20 protein-coding genes and 1 pseudogene are annotated in these 22,178 nt (G+C 44.1%); 19 read left to right on the top strand and 2 right to left on the bottom strand.

What is annotated here, in order from left to right; all coding sequences use genetic code 11:
- The 17 genes and pseudogenes from GMD6S_RS12020 to GMD6S_RS03840 all read left to right on the top strand — a co-directional run.
- Positions 1-1,758: LPXTG cell wall anchor domain-containing protein (locus GMD6S_RS12020; protein ID WP_000851967.1), on the top strand; the 1,758-nt coding region annotated here is incomplete at its 5' end.
- Between the two features lie 219 nt (positions 1,759-1,977).
- On the top strand, positions 1,978-3,204 hold the full coding sequence (locus tag GMD6S_RS03915) for a glycosyltransferase (protein WP_000711910.1): 1,227 nt from the start codon (positions 1,978-1,980) through the stop codon (positions 3,202-3,204).
- Between the two features lie 15 nt (positions 3,205-3,219).
- Entirely contained in the window at positions 3,220-4,449 is a 1,230-nt protein-coding gene (locus tag GMD6S_RS03910; RefSeq protein ID WP_000751399.1) for a glycosyltransferase, read from the top strand.
- Between the two features lie 86 nt (positions 4,450-4,535).
- Positions 4,536-5,753: an accessory Sec system protein translocase subunit SecY2 gene (secY2, locus tag GMD6S_RS03905; protein ID WP_000657779.1), complete on the top strand. Its 1,218-nt coding sequence runs from the start codon at positions 4,536-4,538 to the stop codon at positions 5,751-5,753.
- A 9-nt stretch (positions 5,754-5,762) separates the two neighbouring features.
- The gene (gene asp1, locus GMD6S_RS03900) at positions 5,763-7,343 is read left to right on the top strand and encodes an accessory Sec system protein Asp1 (protein WP_000291139.1); all 1,581 of its coding nucleotides are present in this window, start codon (positions 5,763-5,765) and stop codon (positions 7,341-7,343) included.
- Complete coding sequence (asp2, locus tag GMD6S_RS03895; RefSeq protein WP_000412874.1) at positions 7,327-8,856, top strand: accessory Sec system protein Asp2; 1,530 nt, start codon at positions 7,327-7,329, stop codon at positions 8,854-8,856. The genes asp1 and asp2 overlap by 17 nt, the downstream gene beginning before the upstream one ends.
- Positions 8,853-9,293, top strand: a complete 441-nt coding sequence (gene asp3, locus GMD6S_RS03890) for an accessory Sec system protein Asp3 (protein ID WP_000583896.1) — start codon at positions 8,853-8,855, stop codon at positions 9,291-9,293. The genes asp2 and asp3 overlap by 4 nt, the downstream gene beginning before the upstream one ends.
- A complete protein-coding gene (secA2, locus tag GMD6S_RS03885) occupies positions 9,286-11,658 on the top strand; it encodes an accessory Sec system translocase SecA2 (RefSeq protein WP_000483304.1) in 2,373 nt (790 codons plus the stop codon). The genes asp3 and secA2 overlap by 8 nt, the downstream gene beginning before the upstream one ends.
- 12 nt (positions 11,659-11,670) lie before the next feature.
- The gene (gene gtfA / locus GMD6S_RS03880) at positions 11,671-13,191 is read left to right on the top strand and encodes an accessory Sec system glycosyltransferase GtfA (protein WP_000158436.1); all 1,521 of its coding nucleotides are present in this window, start codon (positions 11,671-11,673) and stop codon (positions 13,189-13,191) included.
- Entirely contained in the window at positions 13,175-14,521 is a 1,347-nt protein-coding gene (gene gtfB, locus GMD6S_RS03875) for an accessory Sec system glycosylation chaperone GtfB (protein ID WP_000615318.1), read from the top strand. The genes gtfA and gtfB overlap by 17 nt, the downstream gene beginning before the upstream one ends.
- Positions 14,514-14,693 (top strand): accessory Sec system protein Asp4, encoded by a 180-nt coding sequence (asp4, locus tag GMD6S_RS03870; RefSeq protein WP_000161925.1) that lies wholly within the window; start codon positions 14,514-14,516, stop codon positions 14,691-14,693. Before gtfB ends, asp4 begins: the two co-directional genes overlap by 8 nt.
- Before the next feature lie 5 nt (positions 14,694-14,698).
- Positions 14,699-14,920: an accessory Sec system protein Asp5 gene (gene asp5 / locus GMD6S_RS03865; protein ID WP_000453438.1), complete on the top strand. Its 222-nt coding sequence runs from the start codon at positions 14,699-14,701 to the stop codon at positions 14,918-14,920.
- A gap of 66 nt (positions 14,921-14,986) precedes the next feature.
- A complete protein-coding gene (locus GMD6S_RS03860; RefSeq protein ID WP_000414878.1) occupies positions 14,987-15,472 on the top strand; it encodes an immunity protein YezG family protein in 486 nt (161 codons plus the stop codon).
- 183 nt (positions 15,473-15,655) lie between these two features.
- Positions 15,656-16,129, top strand: a pseudogene (locus GMD6S_RS12125) (suppressor of fused domain protein); the annotation flags it as partial.
- A gap of 292 nt (positions 16,130-16,421) precedes the next feature.
- Positions 16,422-16,946 (top strand): hypothetical protein, encoded by a 525-nt coding sequence (locus tag GMD6S_RS03850; protein ID WP_000656482.1) that lies wholly within the window; start codon positions 16,422-16,424, stop codon positions 16,944-16,946.
- The gene (locus GMD6S_RS03845; RefSeq protein WP_000141227.1) at positions 16,930-17,535 is read left to right on the top strand and encodes an immunity protein Imm33 domain-containing protein; all 606 of its coding nucleotides are present in this window, start codon (positions 16,930-16,932) and stop codon (positions 17,533-17,535) included. Before GMD6S_RS03850 ends, GMD6S_RS03845 begins: the two co-directional genes overlap by 17 nt.
- 106 nt (positions 17,536-17,641) lie before the next feature.
- Entirely contained in the window at positions 17,642-18,184 is a 543-nt protein-coding gene (locus GMD6S_RS03840) for a T6SS immunity protein Tdi1 domain-containing protein (protein WP_000892204.1), read from the top strand.
- 102 nt (positions 18,185-18,286) lie between these two features.
- On the opposite strand, the gene GMD6S_RS03835 is transcribed toward GMD6S_RS03840, so the two are convergent.
- Positions 18,287-19,240: an aromatic acid exporter family protein gene (locus GMD6S_RS03835; RefSeq protein ID WP_000060054.1), complete on the bottom strand. Its 954-nt coding sequence runs from the start codon at positions 19,238-19,240 to the stop codon at positions 18,287-18,289.
- A 49-nt stretch (positions 19,241-19,289) separates the two neighbouring features.
- The gene (gene sstT, locus GMD6S_RS03830) at positions 19,290-20,501 is read right to left on the bottom strand and encodes a serine/threonine transporter SstT (protein WP_000821319.1); all 1,212 of its coding nucleotides are present in this window, start codon (positions 20,499-20,501) and stop codon (positions 19,290-19,292) included.
- 149 nt (positions 20,502-20,650) lie between these two features.
- Here sstT and GMD6S_RS03825 point away from each other — a divergent pair, with 149 nt between their 5' ends.
- The gene (locus GMD6S_RS03825; protein WP_001150572.1) at positions 20,651-21,211 is read left to right on the top strand and encodes a mechanosensitive ion channel family protein; all 561 of its coding nucleotides are present in this window, start codon (positions 20,651-20,653) and stop codon (positions 21,209-21,211) included.
- Between the two features lie 57 nt (positions 21,212-21,268).
- A complete protein-coding gene (locus tag GMD6S_RS03820; RefSeq protein ID WP_000899715.1) occupies positions 21,269-22,177 on the top strand; it encodes a magnesium transporter CorA family protein in 909 nt (302 codons plus the stop codon).
- Position 22,178: the final 1 nt, after the last annotated feature.

The raw sequence follows: 22,178 nt of genomic DNA, 5'->3' as shown, positions 1-22,178 counted from the left end.
GCATCAGTAAGCTCGAGTCAATCAGCGTCTGTAAGCTCCAGCGAATCTGCTTCAGTGAGCGCGAGCCAATCCGCTTCAGTGAGCGCAAGTCAGTCTGCCTCAGTAAGTTCGAGTGAGTCTGCATCTGTAAGTTCGAGTCAATCAGCTTCAGCGAGCGCAAGTGAATCAGCATCAGTAAGTGCTAGTCAATCCGCTTCAGTGAGTGCCAGTCAGTCTGCATCTGCAAGCTCCAGCCAATCAGCATCAGTAAGTGCCAGTCAGTCTGCATCTGTAAGTTCGAGCCAATCAGTTTCAGCGAGTGCTAGCCAGTCAGCTTCAGTAAGTTCAAGCGAATCGGCATCAGCGAGCGCTAGCCAATCAGCGTCAGTGAGCGCCAGTCAGTCTGCGTCTGTAAGCTCGAGTCAATCCGCTTCAGTAAGCGCAAGTGAGTCCGCTTCAGCCAGCGCAAGTGAATCAACATCAGTAAGTGCTAGTCAATCCGCTTCAGTGAGTGCCAGTCAGTCTGCATCTGTAAGCTCGAGCCAATCAGCTTCAGCGAGTGCTAGCCAATCAGCGTCAGTGAGCGCCAGTCAGTCTGCGTCTGTAAGCTCGAGTCAGTCCGCATCAGTAAGTTCAAGCCAATCCGCTTCAGTTAGCGCAAGCCAATCCGCATCAGTCAGCTCGAGTCAATCTGCGTCAGCAAGCTCAAGCCAGTCCGCCTCAGTAAGCTCCAGCCAATCTGTATCGGTGAGTGCTAGCCAATCGGCGTCGGTAAGCTCAAGCCAATCAACCTCAGTAAGCGCAAGCGAATCCGCCTCAGTAAGCTCGAGTCAATCAGCTTCGGCAAGCTCAAGTGAGTCAGCATCCGCAAGTTCGAGTCAATCAGCATCATTGAGTGCAAGTGAGTCAGCCTCAGTAAGTTCAAGCGAATCTGCATCGGTAAGCTCGAGTCAATCAGCCTCAGTAAGTGCAAGTGAATCTGCATCAGCGAGCTCAAGTCAGTCTGCCTCAGTGAGTGCTAGCCAATCAGCCTCAGCGAGCGCCAGCCAGTCTGCTTCAGTAAGCTCAAGTGAATCGGCTTCAGTAAGTGCTAATCAGTCTGCATCTGTAAGCGCAAGTGAGTCAGCTTCAGTAAGCTCAAGTCAATCAGCTTCAGCTAGCGCCAGTGAGTCAGCATCTGTAAGCTCAAGCCAATCTGTGTCAGTGAGCGCCAGCGAATCCGCTTCAACAAGTACTTCAACTTCTGCAAGTATGCTAGCGGACGAGTTGGCGTTGGAAAGTGCTTCGATCTCAACAAGTACTTCATTGAGCGAATCTACTTCAACGAGCGCATCACTCTCAGCTAGCGTATTAGCCAGTGAATCGGCTCTAACAAGTGCCTCGATCTCAGTAAGTACATCAGTGAGCGAATCTACTTCAACGAGCGCATCACTCTCAGCTAGCATGTTAGCCAGTGAATCGACTCTAGAAAGTGCTTCGATTTCAGCAAGCATGTCAGCGAGCGAGTCAACGTCGATTAGCGCTAGTCTCTCGACTTCAGATTCTATTAGTAGATCTGCGTCAGCAAGTGCTCTGGCATCTACTTCAACAAGCACTTCTCTCTCAATGGCCAGCATTGCAAGCCAAGGTCAATTCGCTTCAAGCAAGCCGAAACAAGTCTTGCCAAATACAGGAGCGTCGACTTCGATAGCATCTGCTTTATTGGGAGCATTGACAGCTGTGACAGGTATCGGTCTTCTTGCCAAGAAGGATCAGAATGACGATCAAGAAAGTCATTGATAAGATATAAAAATCAATGAATAAATAGTAAAATGGAAAACCTTTGAAAACATGATTTTTCAAAGGTTTTTTCTATATGTGAGAAGGGGAAAATCCTCTTTCGAGTTTGAAATAAACTAGGGGAAAAGGTATAATAGGAAGGTGAGATAATCATCGAAAAAATCAGAACTACAGTAGTAGAAAAGTAGCCAAAAGAATGTGAAAAGAAAAGGGGACGAAATGAAAAAAGAGCTTCAAAAAGCCATTGTACTCGGTGGTGATAATGCATATATGGACAAGATTGAGACAACAATCAAGTCAATCTGTGCCCATAACCGAGCAGTGACTTTTTATGTTTTCAATGATGATTTGCCATCTGAATGGTTTCAGCTCATGGAGAGACGTCTAGAGCCTCTAGCCTCAAAAATCGTCAATGTCAAGATTAGTCATCATGGCTTAAAGGAGTATCATCTTCCCTTGGCTCATCTAAGTTACGCGGCTTACTTTCGTTATTTTATTCCTCAGTATGTCAGCGAAGACCTAGCCTTGTACCTGGATTCGGATATCATCGTTAGATCAAACCTAGATCAACTCTTTTTAGAAGATATGGTGGACTGGCCGGTAGCTGCTGTAGCAGATGCTCTAGTTCCTAGCACTTTTAATTCTGGTGTCTTGCTGATTAATGTGGCCCTCTGGCGTCAAGAAAAGGTGACGGAGCACTTGTTGAGCTTGACAGACCAACTGCATGACCAAGTTTTTGGTGATCAGGGCGTGTTAAATCACCTTTTTGAAGGTCGTTGGAAATCGCTGCCAGCTACCTATAATTTTATGGTTGGTATGGATACAGTGGCTCGAAATTACCAGATGGATTCTTGGTATAGGGACTCTCTTGCTACTGAGAAGACAGCCAAGATTATCCATTATACAGGGGACAAGCCTTGGTACCAAATCAACCTCAATCGTTTTAGGGAGGACTGGTGGTTTTACTACGGACTAGAGTGGCCTGATATCGTCATGAAAAAATGTGATTTCCATAAAGGATTGGCATCTTTAGTTCAAACTCCCCAGTATGCGACCGCTATTTTTACCAATACATGTCACATAGAGAGAATCGAACACCTGATCCAAGAATTGCCCGATGTAGAGTTCTCTATCCTAGCTCATACCAATTTTGCGCCGGAAATCATGAACTTGCAATCGTATCTGAATGTACGACTCTATCCTTACTTTAATCCCATGAATGTCAAAAAGGTCTTGGAAAAGATTGACTTTTACTTGGACATCAATCATGAGGATGAAATTGCAAACATTATCCAAGAGGTACAGCAAAGAGAAATCCCTATATTTGCTTTTGAGACCACTAGTCATGACTCGAGTGGTTACAGTCACGTTTACTCACCAGCAGCCGTAGATCAAATGATCGAGTCTATCCGCACGCTTTTGGAATCAAAGAAGCAGTCGTTGTAAACTGAAGGAAACTAAATGAAAAAAACAATTGTTCTCGCAGGAGATTATGCCTATATTCGCCAGATTGAAACAGCGCTCAAGTCTCTCTGCTACCATAATAGCCATGTCAAGGTCTATATCTTTAATCAGGATATTCCTCAGGAGTGGTTCCGCGCTCTCAGACCGATAGTAGAGCAAATGGGCGGTGAATTAGTGGATGTCAAGATGCTTGGCGCCCAGTTTCAGATGAACTGGAGCAACAAACTGCCCCATATCAATCACATGACCTTTGCCCGTTACTTTATCCCTGATTTTGTCGAAGAGGACAAGGTTCTTTACTTGGACAGTGATTTGGTAGTGACAGCTGATTTGATGGCTCTCTTTGAAATGGACTTAGGAGAAAACTACCTGGCTGCCGCGCCATCTTGTTTTGGAGTTGGGGTTGGCTTTAATGCAGGTGTACTCTTGATCAATAACAAAAAATGGCGGGCAGAAGCTGTGAGACAAGAGCTAGTTGAGTTGACGGAGCGGGAACACCAACATGTCAGTGAGGGAGACCAGTCCATCCTCAATATGCTCTTTCATGACAGCTATGCTCCTCTGGATCAGAACTATAATTTCCAGATTGGTTTTGACAGTGGGGCTGCCTCACATGGACATGAATTTATCTTCCAGATTCCCCTAGAGCCTCTGCCAGCCATCTTGCATTTCCTATCCCAAGACAAACCTTGGAACACTCATTCGGTTGGGCGTTTGCGTGAGGTTTGGTGGCACTATCATCTGATGGAGTGGTCTGCCATTACTGAAAAATGGCGTCAGGCTGGAATTGACTATCCAGTCACAGTCTATCAGCCAGTTATGTCTTGTGTTAATTTGACTAACTCCTGGCATCTTGAGAAAATCGACTATCTGGTTCAAGCCTTGCCAGAGTTGCATTTCTACATTGCAGCCTATACGACGATGGCACCGGAACTCATGCTCTTGTCACGTTTTGAAAATGTGACCCTCTATCCCAACACCTTCCCCCTCTTGGTTGAGAAGCTAATCCAGCAGACAGATGTCTATCTTGATATTAACCACGATGACAAGTTGAGTGTTGTTTATGACTATATTTCACGCTTTGAGAAACCAATCTTGACTTTTGACAATACCCAGTCCCAGGAACTAGCTGAAAGTGCCTATGCGGGTATTTTCTCAGCAGAAAGACCAGAAGAAATGGTGGCTGCTCTGAAGGCTTATCTGGACGAGAAAACTCACGAAAACTGAGATAGAGGTTTGAAGATGCTAAGATAAAAAGGCTGGATTGGTCCCGTGTGACAGGACGGAAAGATAAAAAAGAAAAGGAGGAGCTAGTGAAAGAATTTCGTTCATCGATAGCAGTAAAAAAAGGGATGCACACCCTGTTTTTGCTCTTTATTTATGTGCTCGGGAGTCGTCTGGCTCTTCCCTTTGTTGACCTCAATAGCCGGAATTTTCTCGGAGGAGGCGCAGCCTATCTGGACTTTTCAGTAGCCCTGACTGGTGGAAATCTTCGCAGCCTCTCTCTCTTTTCCATCGGGCTTTCACCTTGGATGTCAGCTATGATCTTGTGGCAGATGTTTTCCTTTTCGAAGAAGCTGGGCTTAAACTCGGTTTCTTCAGAAGTCCAAGATAGACGGAAAATGTACTTGACGTTAGGGATTGCCTTGATTCAGGCCTTGGCCTTGACGACAAACCTCCCTGTCCAAGCCCCCTACAATCCCTTCTTGGTCTTTCTCCTCAATACCAGCCTTTTGGTTGCGGGGACCTTCTTCTTAGTTTGGCTGTCAGACATCAATGCGTCTATCGGAGTTGGAGGCCCGATCGTTATTTTATTGGCCAGTATGGTGATATCACTCCCACAAGATATCATCCAATCGGTTCAAGTGTACAAGGTATCCCCTTGGTTGCTTTTCCTGTTGGTAGTGCTTGGTGTCCTCTTTACCTATCTAGTCGTTCTCTTTTACCGAGCGCGATACCGCATCCCTATCAATAAAATCGGGCTCCATTCTCGCTTTAAACGCTATTCCTATCTGGAAATCATGCTCAATCCTGCTGGTGGCATGCCTTATATGTATGTGATGAGTCTCATGGGCTTGCCTTCTTATCTCTTGCTCTTGCTTCAACATCTGGATAAGGGTAATCCTCTCTACCCTGCCATACTGGAGCAGTATGCGATGGGGAAACCCTTGTGGATATACGCTTATATCCTTATCCTCTTTGTCTTTAGCATTGCCTTTGCCTTTGTCAATGTGAGTGGTCAACAGATCGCAGATCGGATGAAACAATCAGGAGATTACATCTACGGAGTCTATCCCGGTGAGGATACCAGTCGCTTTATCAACCGTTTGGTTCTCCGCTTTGCTCTGATAGGTGCAGTCTTTAACGTTACCTTGGCTGGACTTCCAATCTTGTTTGTCTTGAAGGATGAGAGTCTGTTAAAAGTCAGCATGATTCCTGGACTCTTTTTAATTTTGAGTGGCATGCTCTTTACGATTCACGACGAACTGCAGGCGCTCAGATTAAATGAAAGGTATCGGCCACTATTCTAGGAGGTTTTGATGTATTACTTTATCCCGGCTTGGTATGGCAAGGAGCGTCCCTGGCATGCTGATTTGACACCTTGGTATTTTTCTCATTTTAAGCTAGAATTTGATGACACCTTTAATCAGATTCGCTTGATGCAATGCCAAGGGATTCCTGCACAGGTCCTCCTTTTGTCCTATCAGCCTCATCTTCGCTATTTTCTCCATCGCCAAGGTATTTTAGAAGCACAGGTTTATTCCTTATTTGATGAATTACAGGATTTTCACGAGATTCGATCGCAGGTCTTGCAGGTCAGAGATATTGAGTGGGAAGAGGAGTGCGAGTTTGTTTACAGTCCCTTTACCATTTTAGTTTTGAGAAATGGAAAGCCCTATGCCCAGGTGGAGCATGGGATTGAAGGTTTTATCAGTACGATTCAGTATTTCAAGGAAGATGGGCTCTTGTCTGCCAACTACCTGATGGATGATAGGGGGCTGGTCTCCAGTGTCATTTACTACCAAGATGGTCAGGCTATCTACCAAGACTACCTCAATCCCAAGGGACTGTGGCAGTTTAGAGAGTACTTGCAAGATGGGGGCCGTATCGAGGTCAATCCTATCTTTGCTTTTCGCTTCCAAAAAGAGGCTTACCGAGATATGGGCGAATTGATTGCTGAGTTTTTTGAGAAGAAAATAGCTCACCTTCCCGAGGAAGAAGCGACCTATTTTCTGCCTGCGTGTGACCAGCACAATGCTTTTCTTTTAGATCGATTACCTCGCCAAAGCACCAAGGTTCTCAGCCTTTTTATCGGACGAAATCCCCAAGAGCAACTACCTCAGTTGGCTGATTTGTTGCCGAAGGTGGACCTTGTTCTGGTTGACAGGGAGGACACCCTGCGTTTGGCTCAATCCGACTTTCCAGAACAAGCAGAGAAGTTCCATCATTTATCGCCTTTTGATACTCGATTGGAACTGGGAAAGAGCCAGACTCGAAAAGAGTCGCTCCTCTACTACCAACTTGACTTTGAGCAGGGGATAGACGACCAAGGTCTCTATCAGGTCTTGCATTTCCTTTCTGAAAATAAGGATACAGAGCTGGTCTTTGGGGCCTTTGCTGCTAGTCAAGAAGAAATGAAGCAGCTGGAAACACGAGTTGCAGAGATGATTGCCGACCAGTTTCAAAGTCAGGAGCTAGAGAAGGAAGTTGATTACCAAGGAGCTGAAAATCCGCTTGAGGACAATCGTCACCAGGCCATGCGCTATTCATTTGTCAATATGAAGGATGAGTCAGAACTGATCAAGCAGTTGGAATTTGTTCGTCTGATTGTCGATTTGAACAGACAACCTCTCCTCTATACCCAGATAGCGGGTATTAGTGCCGGCATTCCTCAAATTAATAGGGTCAAAACAGAGTATGTCAGCCATAAGAAGAATGGTTATCTGTTGGAAAATATTGCGGCCTTTGCGCAAGCTGCCCATTACTATCTCGACAGCCTGCAAGTATGGAATGACTCCCTGATTCATTCGATTGAAAAGATAAAGGAACACACTGGGGAGCAATTCCTGATCAAGCTAGAAAAGTGGTTGGAGGAGGTGACTCATGGAAAAGAAGTATAAGATCTTGCAAATCGGTCCAGAGGATTGGCGAGATACACTTGCCCTACCAGCCCAACTAGACTGGTATCATGTCTCTCCCGATACACCGTCTGCCATCCAGAAAATTATGGATGAGAATGACCTAGAGCATTTTCATGCTGTCATTCTTGCGGATGGAGCTTATCTAGGAGATTTACTGCCTTTTACAGATAACTTGGAACCCTATACAGTTTTCTATCCAGAACCGTTTGTAAGTCAGGATAAAAACATTCAGAAGCTCATAAAACAGCACTGCATGCAGGCGATGGATCTAACAGACCTACAGGGCTTTGTTCGGGACCTTTCCACCTCCCTCTTTGAAGGTGGTTATGGAGACAAGCTGAGTCCAGCTACGATACGGATTCACCCGAGTTTTCAAGGCTCTGTCTCCTATCAAGGATTTGAGCATCTGGAATTAGAAGGTGATTTTGGGAAAACCTATACCCAGCTAGCCTCTTGGGCCTATAATCAGACCGTCCAAGCCCATTCGCCAATCGAACTCTGGCTCGAATATGAAAAGAGTGGACCAGTGGACTTGCGCCTGCGTTTGCGAAAGATCCCAGCAGGCTCTATCTCAGAGATTAGTCAGGATATTCTCCTTGAGGAAGCAGACTTTGCCTCAGCAATTATTGTGGAGCAAGACTATGACGCTTATCTGAGCATTTCTCTTGAAGCGCGTGGCCGGGGAAAGGTCAACATCGGCAATCTCCACCAACGCTGGAGCCGGAAACAGTTTGGAAAGTTTGTTCTCGGAGGTAATATCCTGCATGACAAAAAACGTGAGGAAATCAACTATTTCTTTCACCCGGGGGATTTCAAGCCTCCTCTAGCAGTCTATTTCTCAGGTTACCGTCCGGCGGAAGGTTTTGAGGGTTACTGGATGATGAAGAATCTCAGATGCCCCTTTCTCCTCTTTTCGGACCCTCGATTAGAAGGAGGAGCCTTTTACCTAGGAACTGAGGAATTAGAAGATAAAATTCAAGCAACCATCCAACACTATCTAGACTATCTAGGCTTGGATAGAAGTGACTTGCTCCTATCTGGCCTGTCAATGGGAACCTTCCCTGCCCTCTACTATGGATCCCACTTTGAACCCAAGGGGATTGTAGTCGGAAAACCCTTGACCAATCTAGGAACCATCGCACAGCGGGGCCGACTAGAGGCGCCAGGAGTCTTTCCAACTAGCTTTGATGTCTTGCACCTTCAGACAGGAGGAGTGAGCCAGAAAGACATGAAGGACTTGGATCAACGTTTTTGGACCCGATTTAAACAAGCTGATTTTTCCCAGACGATCTTTGGTCTTTCTTACATGAAGGACGAGGATATGGATAGTGGTGCCTATGACCAGCTAGTGGAGACCCTCTGCCAGACAGGCGCTAAGATTTTGTCCAAAGGGACAGCAGGTCGACACAACGATGACACAGGAACAAACGTTGCCTGGTTTATTCATTTTTACAAGATGATACTAGAAGAATACGGAAGAGGTGAGACATGATTATCATCAAGAGAGAGGATATTAGGTGGGGCGAGATGGGAGCTACTTATCTTTATGGGAGCCAGATCACCTATCATGCAGATGGTCACGTTACCCTGAAAAATCCTTTGTTGGCTTCAGGAGAAACCCTTAAAACATGGTTTTCTAGTGTCAACTATCAGGCTACTAGAAGCCAGCCCAGCCTCCCTCTTCTTAAGAAAAATCATACCTACCGCTTATCCATGAAGATGCGGGTTCAACCGGTCAATGGACTTTATCTCAAACTGACCTTTTTAAATCGTTATGAGGAAATCATAGAGGAGAAGATTGAAAGGCAATTTTCCTTTAGCTTCACCTATCCTGAAGCGGCCTACACCTATCGCCTTTCCTTAATTAGTGCAGGTTTTGAGGCTCTTGACTTTGTTTCGTTTTCTATTGAGGAGGATGCTGGTGTTTAATCGTTTGTATCAGGAAAGACAACTGAGAAAGGTCAAGAAACTTTTAAGCCAAATCAATGCCCTCAAAGAAGAGATGGCAGCCCTCAGTGATGAGGAAATGGCTGCAAAGACAGAGGAGTTTCGCCAGCGTCTTGCCCAGGGAGAAACCTTGGAGGAGCTATTGGTAGAAGCTTATGCCCTTGTTCGTGAAGCGGATAAACGTATCTTGGGTCTCTTTCCCTATGATGTGCAAGTCATGGGAGCCATCGTGATCCACCAAGGAAATGTGGCTGAGATGAATACAGGTGAAGGCAAGACCTTGACTGCCACCATGCCCCTCTACCTCAATGCCTTAACGGGTAAAGGCAGCATGCTAGTCACAACCAATGACTATCTGGCTAGACGGGACGCAAGTGAAATGGGTCCAGTCTACCAATTTTTAGGTCTAACTGTCGGTCTGCCCTTTTCAGAGGATCCAAAAGAGGACTTGACTGCCGAAGAGAAAAGAAAGATCTACACCTCGGACATTGTCTACACGACCAATAGTGTACTAGGATTTGACTATCTCAATGACAATCTTGCCTCCACTAGTGAAGGAAAGTTCCTGCCTCCCTTTAACTATGTCATCATTGATGAAATCGATGACATTCTACTCGATAGTGCCCAAACTCCCTTGATTATCGCAGGCTCTCCCCGTGTCCAGTCTAACTATTATGGGATGATTGATACCCTAGTGACGACCTTGGTTGAAGGAGAAGACTACATCTACAAGGAAGAAAAAGAGCAGGTTTGGTTGACCCGAAAGGGGGCCCATACGGTTGAAGCTTTCTTAGGAATTGATCATCTCTACAAGGAAGAGTACGCCAGTTATGTTCGACATCTGGTCTATGCTCTCAGGGCCCATACGCTCTTTACCAAGGACAAGGACTATCTGGTTCGAGGTCAAGAAATGGTCTTGTTAGACAAGGGAACAGGGCGTTTGATGGAAATGACCAAGCTTCAAGGCGGTCTCCATCAAGCCATCGAAGCCAAGGAACATGTGAAGCTTTCTCCTGAAACCAGAGCCATGGCTTCAATCACCTACCAGAGTCTCTTTAAGATGTTTCGAAAAATCTCAGGTATGACAGGAACGGGAAAGGTGGCAGAAAAAGAATTTTTCGAAACCTACAATATGGCCGTCATTCGTATCCCGACCAATCGCCCACTTAGGCGAATGGACCATCCGGACAATCTCTATGTGACCCTCCCTGAGAAAGTCTATGCCTCTCTCGAAGCTATCAAGACTTACCACGCCAAAGGCAATCCACTCCTGATTTTTGTCGGATCTGTAGAAATGTCCCAGCTTTATTCGTCCTTGCTCTTGCGAGAGGGGATTTCTCACAATGTCCTTAATGCCAATCATGCGGCGCGTGAAGCCCAGATTATCGCAGAGTCTGGACAGATGGGGGCAGTGACCGTTGCGACTTCTATGGCAGGTCGAGGGACAGATATCAAACTCGGTCCAGGAGTCGCAGAATTGGGCGGTTTGATTGTGATTGGTACCGAGCGGATGGAGAGCCGACGAATTGACCTGCAAATCAGAGGTCGTTCCGGCCGGCAGGGCGATCCAGGCATGTCTCAATTTTTCGTATCGCTTGAAGATGATGTGATCAAAAAGTTTGGACCGTCTTGGGTTCACGACCTGTATCAAGACTACCAAGTGGAAGATATCAGCAAACCTATCCTACTCAAGGCTCGCAAGTACCGCAATCTCGTCAGAAAAGCCCAAGAGGCTAGTGATAGTGCCAGTCGCTCAGTACGCAGACAAACCTTAGAGTATGCAGAAAGCGTCAATATCCAGCGTCAGATGGTCTACAAAGAAAGAGATCGTTTGCTGGATGGGAGCCGTGATTTAGAGCATATCCTTGAGGATATACTGGCAGACTATACCAAACAAATCTCAGAAAAAGCCTATAGCAGCCCCCAAGAACTCTTTCACTTCATCGTGACCAATATTAGCTTTGGGATGAGAAAATTACCAGCTGATTTGGATTTAGCTGATGCAGATCAGATTCGGGAGTTACTAGAGGAAATAATAGCCAAGGAAATCGCAGCTAAAAAGGAAGTCCTCCAACCTCACCAGCTCTATGACTCTTTTCTGAGAATATCCATGCTCAAGGCTATTGATGACAACTGGGTTGAGCAAGTCGACTACCTCCAACAGCTCAGTCTAGCAATCGGGAGCCAGTCTGCTTCTCAAAAGAATCCTATCGTGGAGTACTATCAGGAGGCCTATGCAGGCTTTGAAACCATGAAGCAACAAATCCGTACAGATATGGTACGCAATCTTCTCATGGGGATTGTGGAAGTAACGCCCAAAGGTGAGATTCTCACCCATTTTCCATAAAAAGAGGATCATATGACAATTTACAATATAAATCTAGGGATCGGTTGGGCGAGCAGTGGTGTCGAGTATGCCCAGGCCTACCGAGCAGGGATTTTTAGAAGTTTAGACCTAGCATCTAAGTTTATCTTTACCGACTTGATTTTAGCAGACAATATCCAGCACTTAACGGCCAATATCGGCTTTGCGGATGATCAGGTAATCTGGCTTTACAATCATTTTACAGATATCAAGCTAGCACCGACCAGTGTTACAGTTGATGAGGTCTTAGCCTCTTTCGGTGGCCTTGAGAGTCATAGGGAGCAGGATGGCAAGATTTTGCGTGTCTACTTTTCTGACGAGGACAAGTTTGTGACCTGCTACTTGGTAGACTCGGCTAAGAATCTAGTACAACATGCAGAGTATGTATTTGGGGGGAACTTGATTCGCAAGGATTATTTCTCCTACACACGCTACTGTACAGAATATTTCGCGCCCAAAGACCAAGTGGCTAGACTCTATCAACGAAGCTTTTTCAATGAAGATGGCAGCACCGCTTACGATATCTTGCTGACTGAAGGCCAGGAAGAGGTCTATCGATTTAAGGACCGGATTCTGTACGGAAAGCCAGCCCTTATGCGCTATTTTATGCAAAGTTTGAACTTGAGCAAGTCTGATCTGGTCATCTTGGACAGGGAAACAGGGATTGGTCAGGCTGTTTTTGAAGAAGCACAGAAGGCCCATCTAGCAGTTGTCGTCCACGCAGAGCACTATAGTGAAAATGCTAGTAACGAAGACTATCTCCTTTGGAACAACTACTATGAGTATCAGTTTACAAATGCGGACAAGGTCGATTGTTTTATCGTGTCTACGGATCGGCAGAAGGAAGTTCTCGAAGGTCAATTTGCCCAGTACAGTCAGCATCGTCCACGAATCGTCACGATTCCAGTTGGGAGCATTGATCAGTTGACGGAGCCTGCTAGGGAACGAAAGCCCTTTTCTCTCATTACCGCTTCGCGTTTGGCCAAGGAAAAACACATCGACTGGCTCGTCAAGGCGGTTATCCAGGCGCATCAAGTCCTTCCAGAGCTCACCTTTGACATTTATGGCAGTGGGGGTGAGGAATCCCTTTTAAGGGAAATCATCACGGCTCACCAAGCGGAGAACTATATCCAGCTCAAGGGGCATGCAGACCTGGCTCAGATTTATCCCCAGTACGAAGTCTATCTGACAGCCTCAACCAGTGAAGGCTTTGGTCTGACCTTGATGGAGGCAGTTAGTTCAGGCTTGCCCCTGATTGGTTTTGATGTGCCTTATGGCAACCAAACCTTTATCCAGGACGGTCAAAATGGCTACTTGATTCCAAGTTCAGACGACCATGTTGAAATGGAAATTAAAAGGGCCTTCGCGGAAAAGATCTGCCAGCTCTATCAGGAAAATCATTTGCCAGCTATGCGAACAGCATCTTATGACCTAGCGAGAGAATTTTTAACAGACAAAGTAAGGGACAAGTGGAAGAAAACGATAGAGGAGGTCCTGCATGATTCAACTATTTGATCGATATGGCCAGGAAAGTCGAGATTTACATGAAAGTCTAGAAGCTGCTGGCCTGTCCCATGTCACGGTTGTGATCGAGCCAGATGGCTTTCTCCCAGATGGGATTCTTTCTCCCTTTACCTACTATCTAGGTTACGAGTCGGGAAAAGCTCTTTATTTCAACCAAGTAGCTGTACCTGAATTTTGGGAGATTGCGGGTAATAACCAGTTTGCGCATATCCTAGAGGATTCTCGGGAGAGGGGCGTGATTCACTATGTGGAGGCTCCTCAGGCCCGTCTGGTCAAGCAAGTCGACTGGAAGGACCTATCTGGTCGCATCTACCAAGCAGACCACTATAACCGATACGGAGCCTGCTTTGCCAAGACCACCTATAGTGCAGATGGACAGGCTATCCTGACCAAGTACCAGGATGCAAAGGGACAGGAAATTGTACTAGAAAACCATGTGACAGGCGATATCCTCCTAACCTTGCCCGGACAAGCCCTGCGCCATTTTAAAAATCGAGTAGAATTCACGATTTTCTTTTTGCAAGACTTAGGAATCGACACTCGCCACCTTCTCTTTAACACTCTCGCAACCTCTTTCTTGGTCTCATACCATTATCCAGACAAGAGTGGACGGGACACTTTAGTCTGGCAAGAACCGCTAGATGATTGTCTTCCTGGGAATATGCAGCTGCTCTTGGAGCAAGAGGAGCTGAGAGCCAAGCAGATCCTCATACCAGATAAGGCTACCTATGAAAAGGCCTTGGCCTTGACCAACCCAGCCTATCATGACAAGTTTTTCCATCTAGGTTATCATTATCAATTTAAGAGAGAAAATTTCGTTCGACCAGATGCCTTGATCGTTACCAACTCAGATCAGATCCAGCATATCGAAACTCTGATTGAGTCCTTGCCAATGGTGACCTTCCGAATCGCGGCAGTGACTGAAATGTCGTCCAAGTTGCTGACCTTGCTTTCCTATCCCAATGTCGTTCTCTATCAAAACGCCAGTCCGCAAAAGATTCGAGAACTCTACCAGCTGTCGGATCTCTATCTAGATATCAATTACGGAAACGAGCTTTTGGATGCTGTCCGTCAAGCCTTCGAGCACAATATGCTTATCCTAGCCTTTGATCAGACAGCTCATAACAGACCTTACACAGCTCCAGAACACCTCTTTGATGTGCAGGCTGTTGGAGACATGATTGCGAAGATTCAAGAAGCTCTCAGCAGTCTTGACAAGATGGGGCAAGCCCTTGGGCATCAAGGTCGTCATGCTAACTATGTGGACTTGGCTACTTACCGAGAGAGGATGGAAAGGATAATAGGGGAAGGCCATGACTAAAAAAGATTTATTTTACAAGGATGTCGAAGGACGCATGGAAGAGTTAAAGCAAGGAGCGCTTAAGAAAGAAAAGCCTACCCGAGGAGAAAAGATCAGTAAAACCTTCTCCATTTTACTCGGCTTGCTTATCCTTCTTACCCTGATCTTTACATTATTAGGAATCTTGAGGTGAAAATGATGGAAGTTTTAATGATTGTAGGGATAGTCCTAGCCGTCGCCTTGATTGTCCTGGTTCTCATCCAACCTCGCCAAAGCCAACTCTTTTCCATGGATGCGACTAGCAATATCGGAAAACCAGGCTACTGGCAGAACAACCGCTTGGTAAAAATGGTGACCCTCTTGATTAGCCTAGCCTTGTTTGTATTGCTCCTCGTTTTTATGTTGGTGACCTATCAGTAAGAAGCGGTACCATTCACAGATAAAGGATACTAGAGACGGGGAAAATACATCTAACCGGAGGATAAAATGGAAAAACAAATGAATGAAAAAATTATCGAAATCGTGCATCAGGCCAACGATATGATTCCAGTTGAGTGGGATGATCTTTATATTAATTTTGAAGTAGATAAGACGCTTAGTGGTGGCGTGATATTTTTCTTTAAATATAAAGGAAAATATCATTATTACATGGATATTCCATCTTTATTTAATATTTCTGAAGACGAATTTGACAATGATTTTATGAAATTGTTTGATCTAGGTGGTGAGATGAAGAAGATTTTCATCGAGCAGGGTCTGGAGGAGTGGTCCGCCTTTACAATCAAAGTGGATGAACAGAATAAAACCTCTTTGGACTTTGACTATGCACCATGGAATGATAGTGAGTTTGGACCAACGGATAGAATAGAATTTTTTGAATACAAGTATCTCGGCAAGCAACCAGCTAATGAAAAAGAATTTGAGTTGTTCAAGGCTATGGAAGATTTCCAGCAGGAACATAATGGCAAGTAGAATGTTTGATAAAAGACCACCATTTAGGTGGTCTTTTATCAAACGCTGGTCCATAAGGTTTATGGTATACTGGGATTGTAGAGCCAGCAAACTTTAAGAGGAGAATCAAATGAAATACGATAAAATGCTGTAGGGGGAGTTCCTCAAGCCTATACATTTAGAAATCACGATAACAAATTAGATTTATTCATTGGAGAGAATCGTCCGGATGATTATTTAACAACTGCAGCAACAATCGGTTTATCAGAATATACCATTTATCGTCGAATAAATGGTAAGCCTTTAAGAGTTGAAATCATTGGAGCAGCTGATGCGGAGCTGGAATATTTTCCAAATATTATAGCAGACTGTGGTTTTAATATTGTGAGGGGAGAGTACAGCATCTCTCCAGGTGCAGTCTATCCAAATATTATTAGAAATTACTATCCCAATGCGAAAGTAAATCATATATTCTTCACTCAGCCTTTCTTGTGGGATTTAGAATCTTTTGATTTTGATGAAGAGTATGTTACGTGGTTACAAGCTATCCCGATTACAGAAGCTGAGCTTCAATTTATAGAAAAGCATGGAGCCGAAGTGGGAGCACAGAAGTTAGAGGAATTGTTTGAAGAACATCAGATAGATGTTTATGATTTTATGAGACCTTCTGTAGTGTAATAAATTTTTTATCTTCGTCTAGGGGGTCGGAGGGGAGTTTTTCCTATTTTTAACCTCATCAATATCAGTTGTGAGTCCAACCTCGCTCCCAGTTGACATGCGACCTTCGTAATTGGAAATAAGGCACGAAATTGGAGAAAAGACCACCTTAATGGTGGTCTTTTCTGGTTTATCAAACGTTGGTCTATAGGTTTTATGGTATACTAGGTTTGTAGAGCCAGCAAACTTTAGTGACAACTTTACAAAAAGTGGTGCCCGTGTCCACAATGCATCTGATGATGTCGCTCGAGGCATGAAAGAAGCGGCAGAACAAGTCGGCAAGAAAGCAAGTAAAGAATTCCGCCAAGAAGCCAGCGAGCAGTTGGCTAAGCATAGTGATGATGTAGCGAGTACTTCTAAAGGAATTTCAAAAGAAGAATATAATTCTCTTCGCAAGAAAACACCAAGTCAAGAGATACGCGATCATGTCAATAATATTGATGGAGAAAAATTTGATCCAATTTATGGTTATCCAGTTGAAACCCTCGAAGCAGACCATATTGTCTCTATGAAAGAAATTACCGAAATGGATGGATTTGCTCCTCTATCTGATGTTGATAAGGTAGAGGTTTTGAATCTTGAGGATAATTTTATGGGATTAGGTAAACCTACCAATAGTTCCAAAGGGTCTAAAACTTGGAGTGATTGGCAGGGGTATTCCAAATTAGGAGATATTCCGGCTGAGATAAGAGAAAAAATGATAGCTTTGGAGCGTGAAGCTAGAACTAAGCTACAAAATGAAATTTTCAGGAGGTTGAAAAATGACGGAAGTGCTTGATACAAAAGTAGAGAAGAATGGTTTGATCTTTTACGGGACATTCTCTGAAGGTCTTTTTGAGGAATGGCTCAAAGTTGTGAATGTACTGCCCTCGAAGGAACGAATACAAGATGGCCTGCTAATACAAATCGGTTTCAGCATATATAAACTTGCTCAATTGAACATGGACCAATTTAGGATAGTGTCAGTCAACTATGAAACAAATCCTTTTAAAGAGTTTACTGATGATTTGACCTTGGCTCTTTGGATTCAGTCTGAACAAAGTACACTAGCTAAAGAGATTAAGATTGAAGTTTCTGAAATCAGATTTGATGAGAAAATAGTGTTGGCTAAAGGTGTCTTTGAGTGTGAACATTACTATTTGCAGAGACAAGATACTGATCGAAAAGGTGATTCGGGATGGTTTGTTGGCTATCAAAATCAAGATACAGATGATTTTGTTGCTATGTATGCTTTTGAAATATTGAAAAAGAATCCAAAACTAATAAAATCTTTGATTCTACCAGAGGACTACCTAGTAGTAGTTAATGGTGGAGATATTCAGACGATTCTGAATGAGCAAGATGAGGAAATTTTTTCCTCTTTGTAAAGCTACCCGACTTATTTGGGAGGGAAAGCAACCTATTTTAGATTTTCTACGAATGAGGGGAATAGCATCTAATATTTTTGTCTATAAACTGAAAAAGGAGGAAAAAATGTTAGAAAACTTTATAAAAGTGGCAGATATGCCCAAAGATGTTATTGAAAAATATAAAAATCAAGTTCCAGCTGAGTTGGTTCAAATTTGGCAGGAGGATGGTCTGGGAACCTTTTTAGATGGTTATTTGAAGGTGATTAATCCAGAGGATTATCTTGAACTTCTCCAAGATAGTTATTTCAGAGGAGATGTCGCTTTTCCTATGTTTGTAACAGCATTTGGAGATATTATTACTTGGGAAAAGAATACCTACGTGGGAATTGTCCAATATAATATTCAAGATTTGGATATTATGATTAAGCGTATGGACCGTTTCATAGAGTATGTTGATGATGAAGATTTCAAAGACGATTATTTCGATATTCCACTCTACAAAAAAGCGGTCGCCAAACATGGTCAATTAGCCTACGATGAGTGTTTCGGTTTTGTTCCTTTGCTGGCCTTGGGAGGCGTAAAAGATGTAGACCACATGGATAAGGTAAAAGTCTTGGAGCACATTTACCTCATGTACCAACTTACAGGCGGAGTAATGGACGACTAGGAGTTGCTATTTCTTTTTTGAGAACAGTGTGAGGGAATAAAATTCCCTTCCAAATGCAAAACAAAAGAACCTCAGAGGACTTCCTCTGAGGTTCTTTGCATTCTAGTTTCCATATTTCTGGTAAAAATCGACCTTGACCTGGATAAAGGTTTCGGCTTCGCGTAGTAGCTGCAGGAGGGTAGCACGGGTTTCAAACTCCTCACGTGTTTTAGGGAGACTCCGATTGCGGAAGACTTGCAGATAGCGTTCGATGTCATCAAGTAGGTCATGAGCAGGATTGGTCTGGCTTAGCTGGGCAGCAATCTTTGAAAAGAGCTGGGCCAAGATCAAACTCTCACTTGCGGCCAGATGACAGGTATTGATCTGCTGGGCCATATTTCGCAGGATGCGACTTTGTCGCTGTCTCATCTCAAAGTAGTGGATGTGGTAGTCCGTCTGGTGAAAGAGATGGTCCGAATGATCCAGATAGACCAGTTTGAGAGCTTCATCGAGGAGCTTGTCTAATTCGTCAACGAGTTGGGCTTGATTGCGTCCGTCTCCTCGTGACAGATAGTATTTAAAGCGAAGCAGGATGTCTTTTAACTTTTCTTCGACCTGAAGGTGATAGCTGTGAATGGCCTTTTCCCGAGAGGGCATGTAAAGGTTGACCAACAGAGCAAAGCTTGTCCCGATGAGAAAGAGGAGCACTTCATTGAGCAAGAGAGCTGGAGAAGTAGACTCCTGTACCAAGAGATGACCGACCAAGACACTGCTAGGTGTGATGCCGATTTCCCAGCCCATTTTATAGGCTAAAGGGACATAGAGAGCCAGATAGAGGCCCAGACTCCAGATGTGAAAGCCCGTCAGCTGAAAGGCTAGAACACCGATAGCGAGCGCTAGGAGCATGGAAAAAAGGCGGTTACGTGCTAATTTCAGCGTGCTTCTGCGTGTGTCGGAGAGGCTTAAGAGAGCGATAATTCCAGCTGAAACTGCTGATGATAAATCTAAAAAATAAGCGAGAAAACAAGCGAGACAGGTCGCTAAGATCAGTTTGGTCGTACGTTGAGTGAGGGACATGAAAATTTCCTAAACTAATAGAATCAAGTGTTTAACGAGGAGTCAGAGACTAGGGGCGAAGTTTTCGGTTTGTAGCATACTCGGCAACCGCTGTAAAGAGGACATCTGTTGAAGAGTTCAGGGCTGTTTCGCAGGAGTCTTGAACGACACCGATCACAAAACCGACTCCGACAACCTGCATAGCCAAGTCGTTGGAAATCCCAAAGAGGCTACAAGCGACAGGAATGAGGAGAAGGGATCCCCCAGCAATCCCGGAAGCACCGCAGGCAGAAATGGCAGCCACTACACTGAGCACAAATGCTGTCCCAAAGTCTACCGAGATTCCGAGTGTATTGACAGCAGCTAGAGTCAGGACATTTATGGTAACAGCAGCGCCAGCCATATTGATAGTCGAACCAAGCGGGATGGAGACAGAGTAGGTATCAGGATTCAGTCCCAAGTCTTGACAGAGTTTCATATTGACAGGGATATTGGCGGCAGAGCTACGAGTGAAAAAGGCTGTAATACCACTGACACGTAGGCATTTCAAAACAAGGGGATAGGGATTTTTCCTCATAAAGAGAAAGGCGATGAGTGGGTTGACGATGAGAGCTACAAAGGCCATGGTAGCAATCAAGAGTCCTAGGAGGACACCGTAGTTGGCCAGACTGGCAATGCCCTTGTCAGAGATGGTCTTAAACACCAAGCCTAAAATCCCAAAGGGAGCTAAGTTGATAATCCATTCGACAATTTTAGAGGTGACATCCGCCATGGTTCTCAGTAATTCTTTGCTGTGTTTACTTGCCTCTCTCATAGCCAAGCCAAAGATGACTGCCCAAGAGAGAATTCCGATATAATTGGCCTCAACAATGGCATTCAAGGGATTGTCCACCAGTTTGAGCAAGAGGTTGCTGAGGACTTGACCGATACCGTCAGGAGCAGCAACTTCTGTATTTGCACTGGTCAGGGTGATTTGCACAGGCAGTAAGAAACTAGCTAGAACGGCCACCAATGCAGCAGCAAAGGTTCCAAGCAAGTATAGGAAAATAACCGTCTTCATATTGGTGTTTTGCCCCTTTTGGTGCTGGGAAAGGGCATTGGCAACAAGAGCAAAAACTAGAATAGGAGCGATAGCTTTCAGTCCGCCTACAAAGAGATCTCCAAGCAGACCAATTCCTGTAAGGTTTGGAAAGAGCATCCCCAATGTCGCTCCAAAAATCATTCCAATAAGGATTCGTTTGATGAGGCTTGCCTTGGTCCAGGCTCTAATGATTCGTTTCATAGCAGTCTCCTTCAAATGTATTGTTTATAATTATAGTATAAATATGCTATAGAGGCAAGTGATATTATAAAAATAGAGATGATAATTGAATAATTATGAAAGAAAAGAGAAGGGCGATTTTATGGTATAATAGGAAAAAGGAGTTTTATATGCAAGATTTTTTTCAACGCTATTTTGATAAACTTGACTTAACAACCATGTTAGAGAATCTCTTAACCAAGGTGATTTCTCTTTTGATTTTGTTTTTGCTATTTTATATAGCTAAAAAGATGCTTCATGCGACTGTACGAAAGATTGTCAAGCCCTCACTTAAATTTTCCAATCGAGATGCAGGAAGGCAAAAGACCATTTCTCGTTTGCTAGAGAATGTCTTTAACTACATTCTTTATTTCTTCTTGCTCTACTGTATCCTGTCTATTTTAGGTTTGCCAGTTTCGAGCCTCCTTGCTGGTGCGGGGATTGCTGGGGTGGCCATTGGTATGGGGGCGCAAGGCTTTCTATCTGATGTTATCAATGGCTTCTTCATTCTTTTTGAACGCCAGCTTGATGTGGGTGATGAAGTGGTTCTCACAAATGGACCGATTACCGTTTCTGGAAAGGTCGTTAGCGTAGGGATCCGTACAACGCAACTGCGAGGTGACGATCAAGCCCTCCACTTTGTTCCCAATCGTAATATCACCGTCGTCAGCAATCTATCTCGTACTGAATAGGCCGGCTATTTTAGCAGATTTGTGGTACAATAGAAGGAGTTTGGTAAAGGAGAGAGTATGCTATTTGTAGAGAAAAAATTAGGTCACGATTGTACATGGATAGACCTTGATGTGGACAAGATTAAAAACATGGAAGACCTTTCGGATGTCTATGGATTGGACAAGGAAACCATTGAGTATGCTCTGGATAGAAATGAGCGTGCCCACATGGACTATCACCGTGAAACGGGAACGGTAACCTTCATTTATAATGTTCTTGACTTAGAAAAAGACAAAGAATATTATGAAGCGATTCCGATGACCTTTATCGTTGAAAAACAACGGCTGATCACAATTAGCAATCACAAGAATAGTTATGTGATTAAACGTATGGCAACCTACCTTGAAAGCCATGAAGTTGTTTCAATCTACAAATTTCTTTTTGCCAGTTTAGAGATTATAAGCAATGCTTATTATCCAGTTATTGAAGAAATGGATAAAAGTAAGGATGAAATCAGTGCACTTCTTCGTCAAAAAACAACTAAAAAAAATCTTTTTGCCCTCTCTGACTTGGAAACTGGTATGGTTTACCTGACAGCAGCTGCCAAACAAAATCGTCTCCTCTTGGAACATATCCAAGGGCATGCTCTTTATCGCAATTTTAATGAGGTAGAAAGAGAGCAGTTTGACGATGCCATGATTGAAGCACATCAGTTGGTTTCGATGACAGACTTGATTTCTCAAGTTTTGCAACAACTCTCAGCCTCTTACAACAACATCCTAAATAATAATCTAAATGATAATTTGACAACTTTGACCATTATCTCAGTCTTGCTAGCTATCCTTGCAGTTATTACAGGATTCTTCGGAATGAATGTTCCCTTACCGTTTGCAGATGAACCAAATGCTTGGATTTATATTTTGATAGCTAGTCTCATTTTATGGGTAGTCTTAGCCCAATATTTAAAGAATATTGCTAGAAATTAAA

It is taken from the genome of Streptococcus sp. GMD6S, assembly GCF_000297015.1.
The sequence above is the reverse complement of the archived record's forward strand: the minus strand, read 5'-3'. Positions and strand labels throughout refer to the sequence as shown.

Coding starts and splice junctions, on each gene's coding strand:
- GMD6S_RS03915 (WP_000711910.1), top strand. CDS start 1,978: ATGAAAAAAGAGCTTCAAAAAGCCATTGTACTCGGTGGTGATAATGCA.
- GMD6S_RS03910 (WP_000751399.1), top strand. CDS start 3,220: ATGAAAAAAACAATTGTTCTCGCAGGAGATTATGCCTATATTCGCCAG.
- asp1 (WP_000291139.1), top strand. CDS start 5,763: ATGTATTACTTTATCCCGGCTTGGTATGGCAAGGAGCGTCCCTGGCAT.
- asp2 (WP_000412874.1), top strand. CDS start 7,327: ATGGAAAAGAAGTATAAGATCTTGCAAATCGGTCCAGAGGATTGGCGA.
- asp3 (WP_000583896.1), top strand. CDS start 8,853: ATGATTATCATCAAGAGAGAGGATATTAGGTGGGGCGAGATGGGAGCT.
- gtfA (WP_000158436.1), top strand. CDS start 11,671: ATGACAATTTACAATATAAATCTAGGGATCGGTTGGGCGAGCAGTGGT.
- gtfB (WP_000615318.1), top strand. CDS start 13,175: ATGATTCAACTATTTGATCGATATGGCCAGGAAAGTCGAGATTTACAT.
- asp4 (WP_000161925.1), top strand. CDS start 14,514: ATGACTAAAAAAGATTTATTTTACAAGGATGTCGAAGGACGCATGGAA.
- asp5 (WP_000453438.1), top strand. CDS start 14,699: ATGGAAGTTTTAATGATTGTAGGGATAGTCCTAGCCGTCGCCTTGATT.
- GMD6S_RS03860 (WP_000414878.1), top strand. CDS start 14,987: ATGGAAAAACAAATGAATGAAAAAATTATCGAAATCGTGCATCAGGCC.
- GMD6S_RS03850 (WP_000656482.1), top strand. CDS start 16,422: ATGAAAGAAGCGGCAGAACAAGTCGGCAAGAAAGCAAGTAAAGAATTC.
- GMD6S_RS03845 (WP_000141227.1), top strand. CDS start 16,930: ATGACGGAAGTGCTTGATACAAAAGTAGAGAAGAATGGTTTGATCTTT.
- GMD6S_RS03840 (WP_000892204.1), top strand. CDS start 17,642: ATGTTAGAAAACTTTATAAAAGTGGCAGATATGCCCAAAGATGTTATT.
- GMD6S_RS03835 (WP_000060054.1), bottom strand. CDS start 19,240: ATGTCCCTCACTCAACGTACGACCAAACTGATCTTAGCGACCTGTCTC.
- sstT (WP_000821319.1), bottom strand. CDS start 20,501: ATGAAACGAATCATTAGAGCCTGGACCAAGGCAAGCCTCATCAAACGA.
- GMD6S_RS03825 (WP_001150572.1), top strand. CDS start 20,651: ATGCAAGATTTTTTTCAACGCTATTTTGATAAACTTGACTTAACAACC.
- GMD6S_RS03820 (WP_000899715.1), top strand. CDS start 21,269: ATGCTATTTGTAGAGAAAAAATTAGGTCACGATTGTACATGGATAGAC.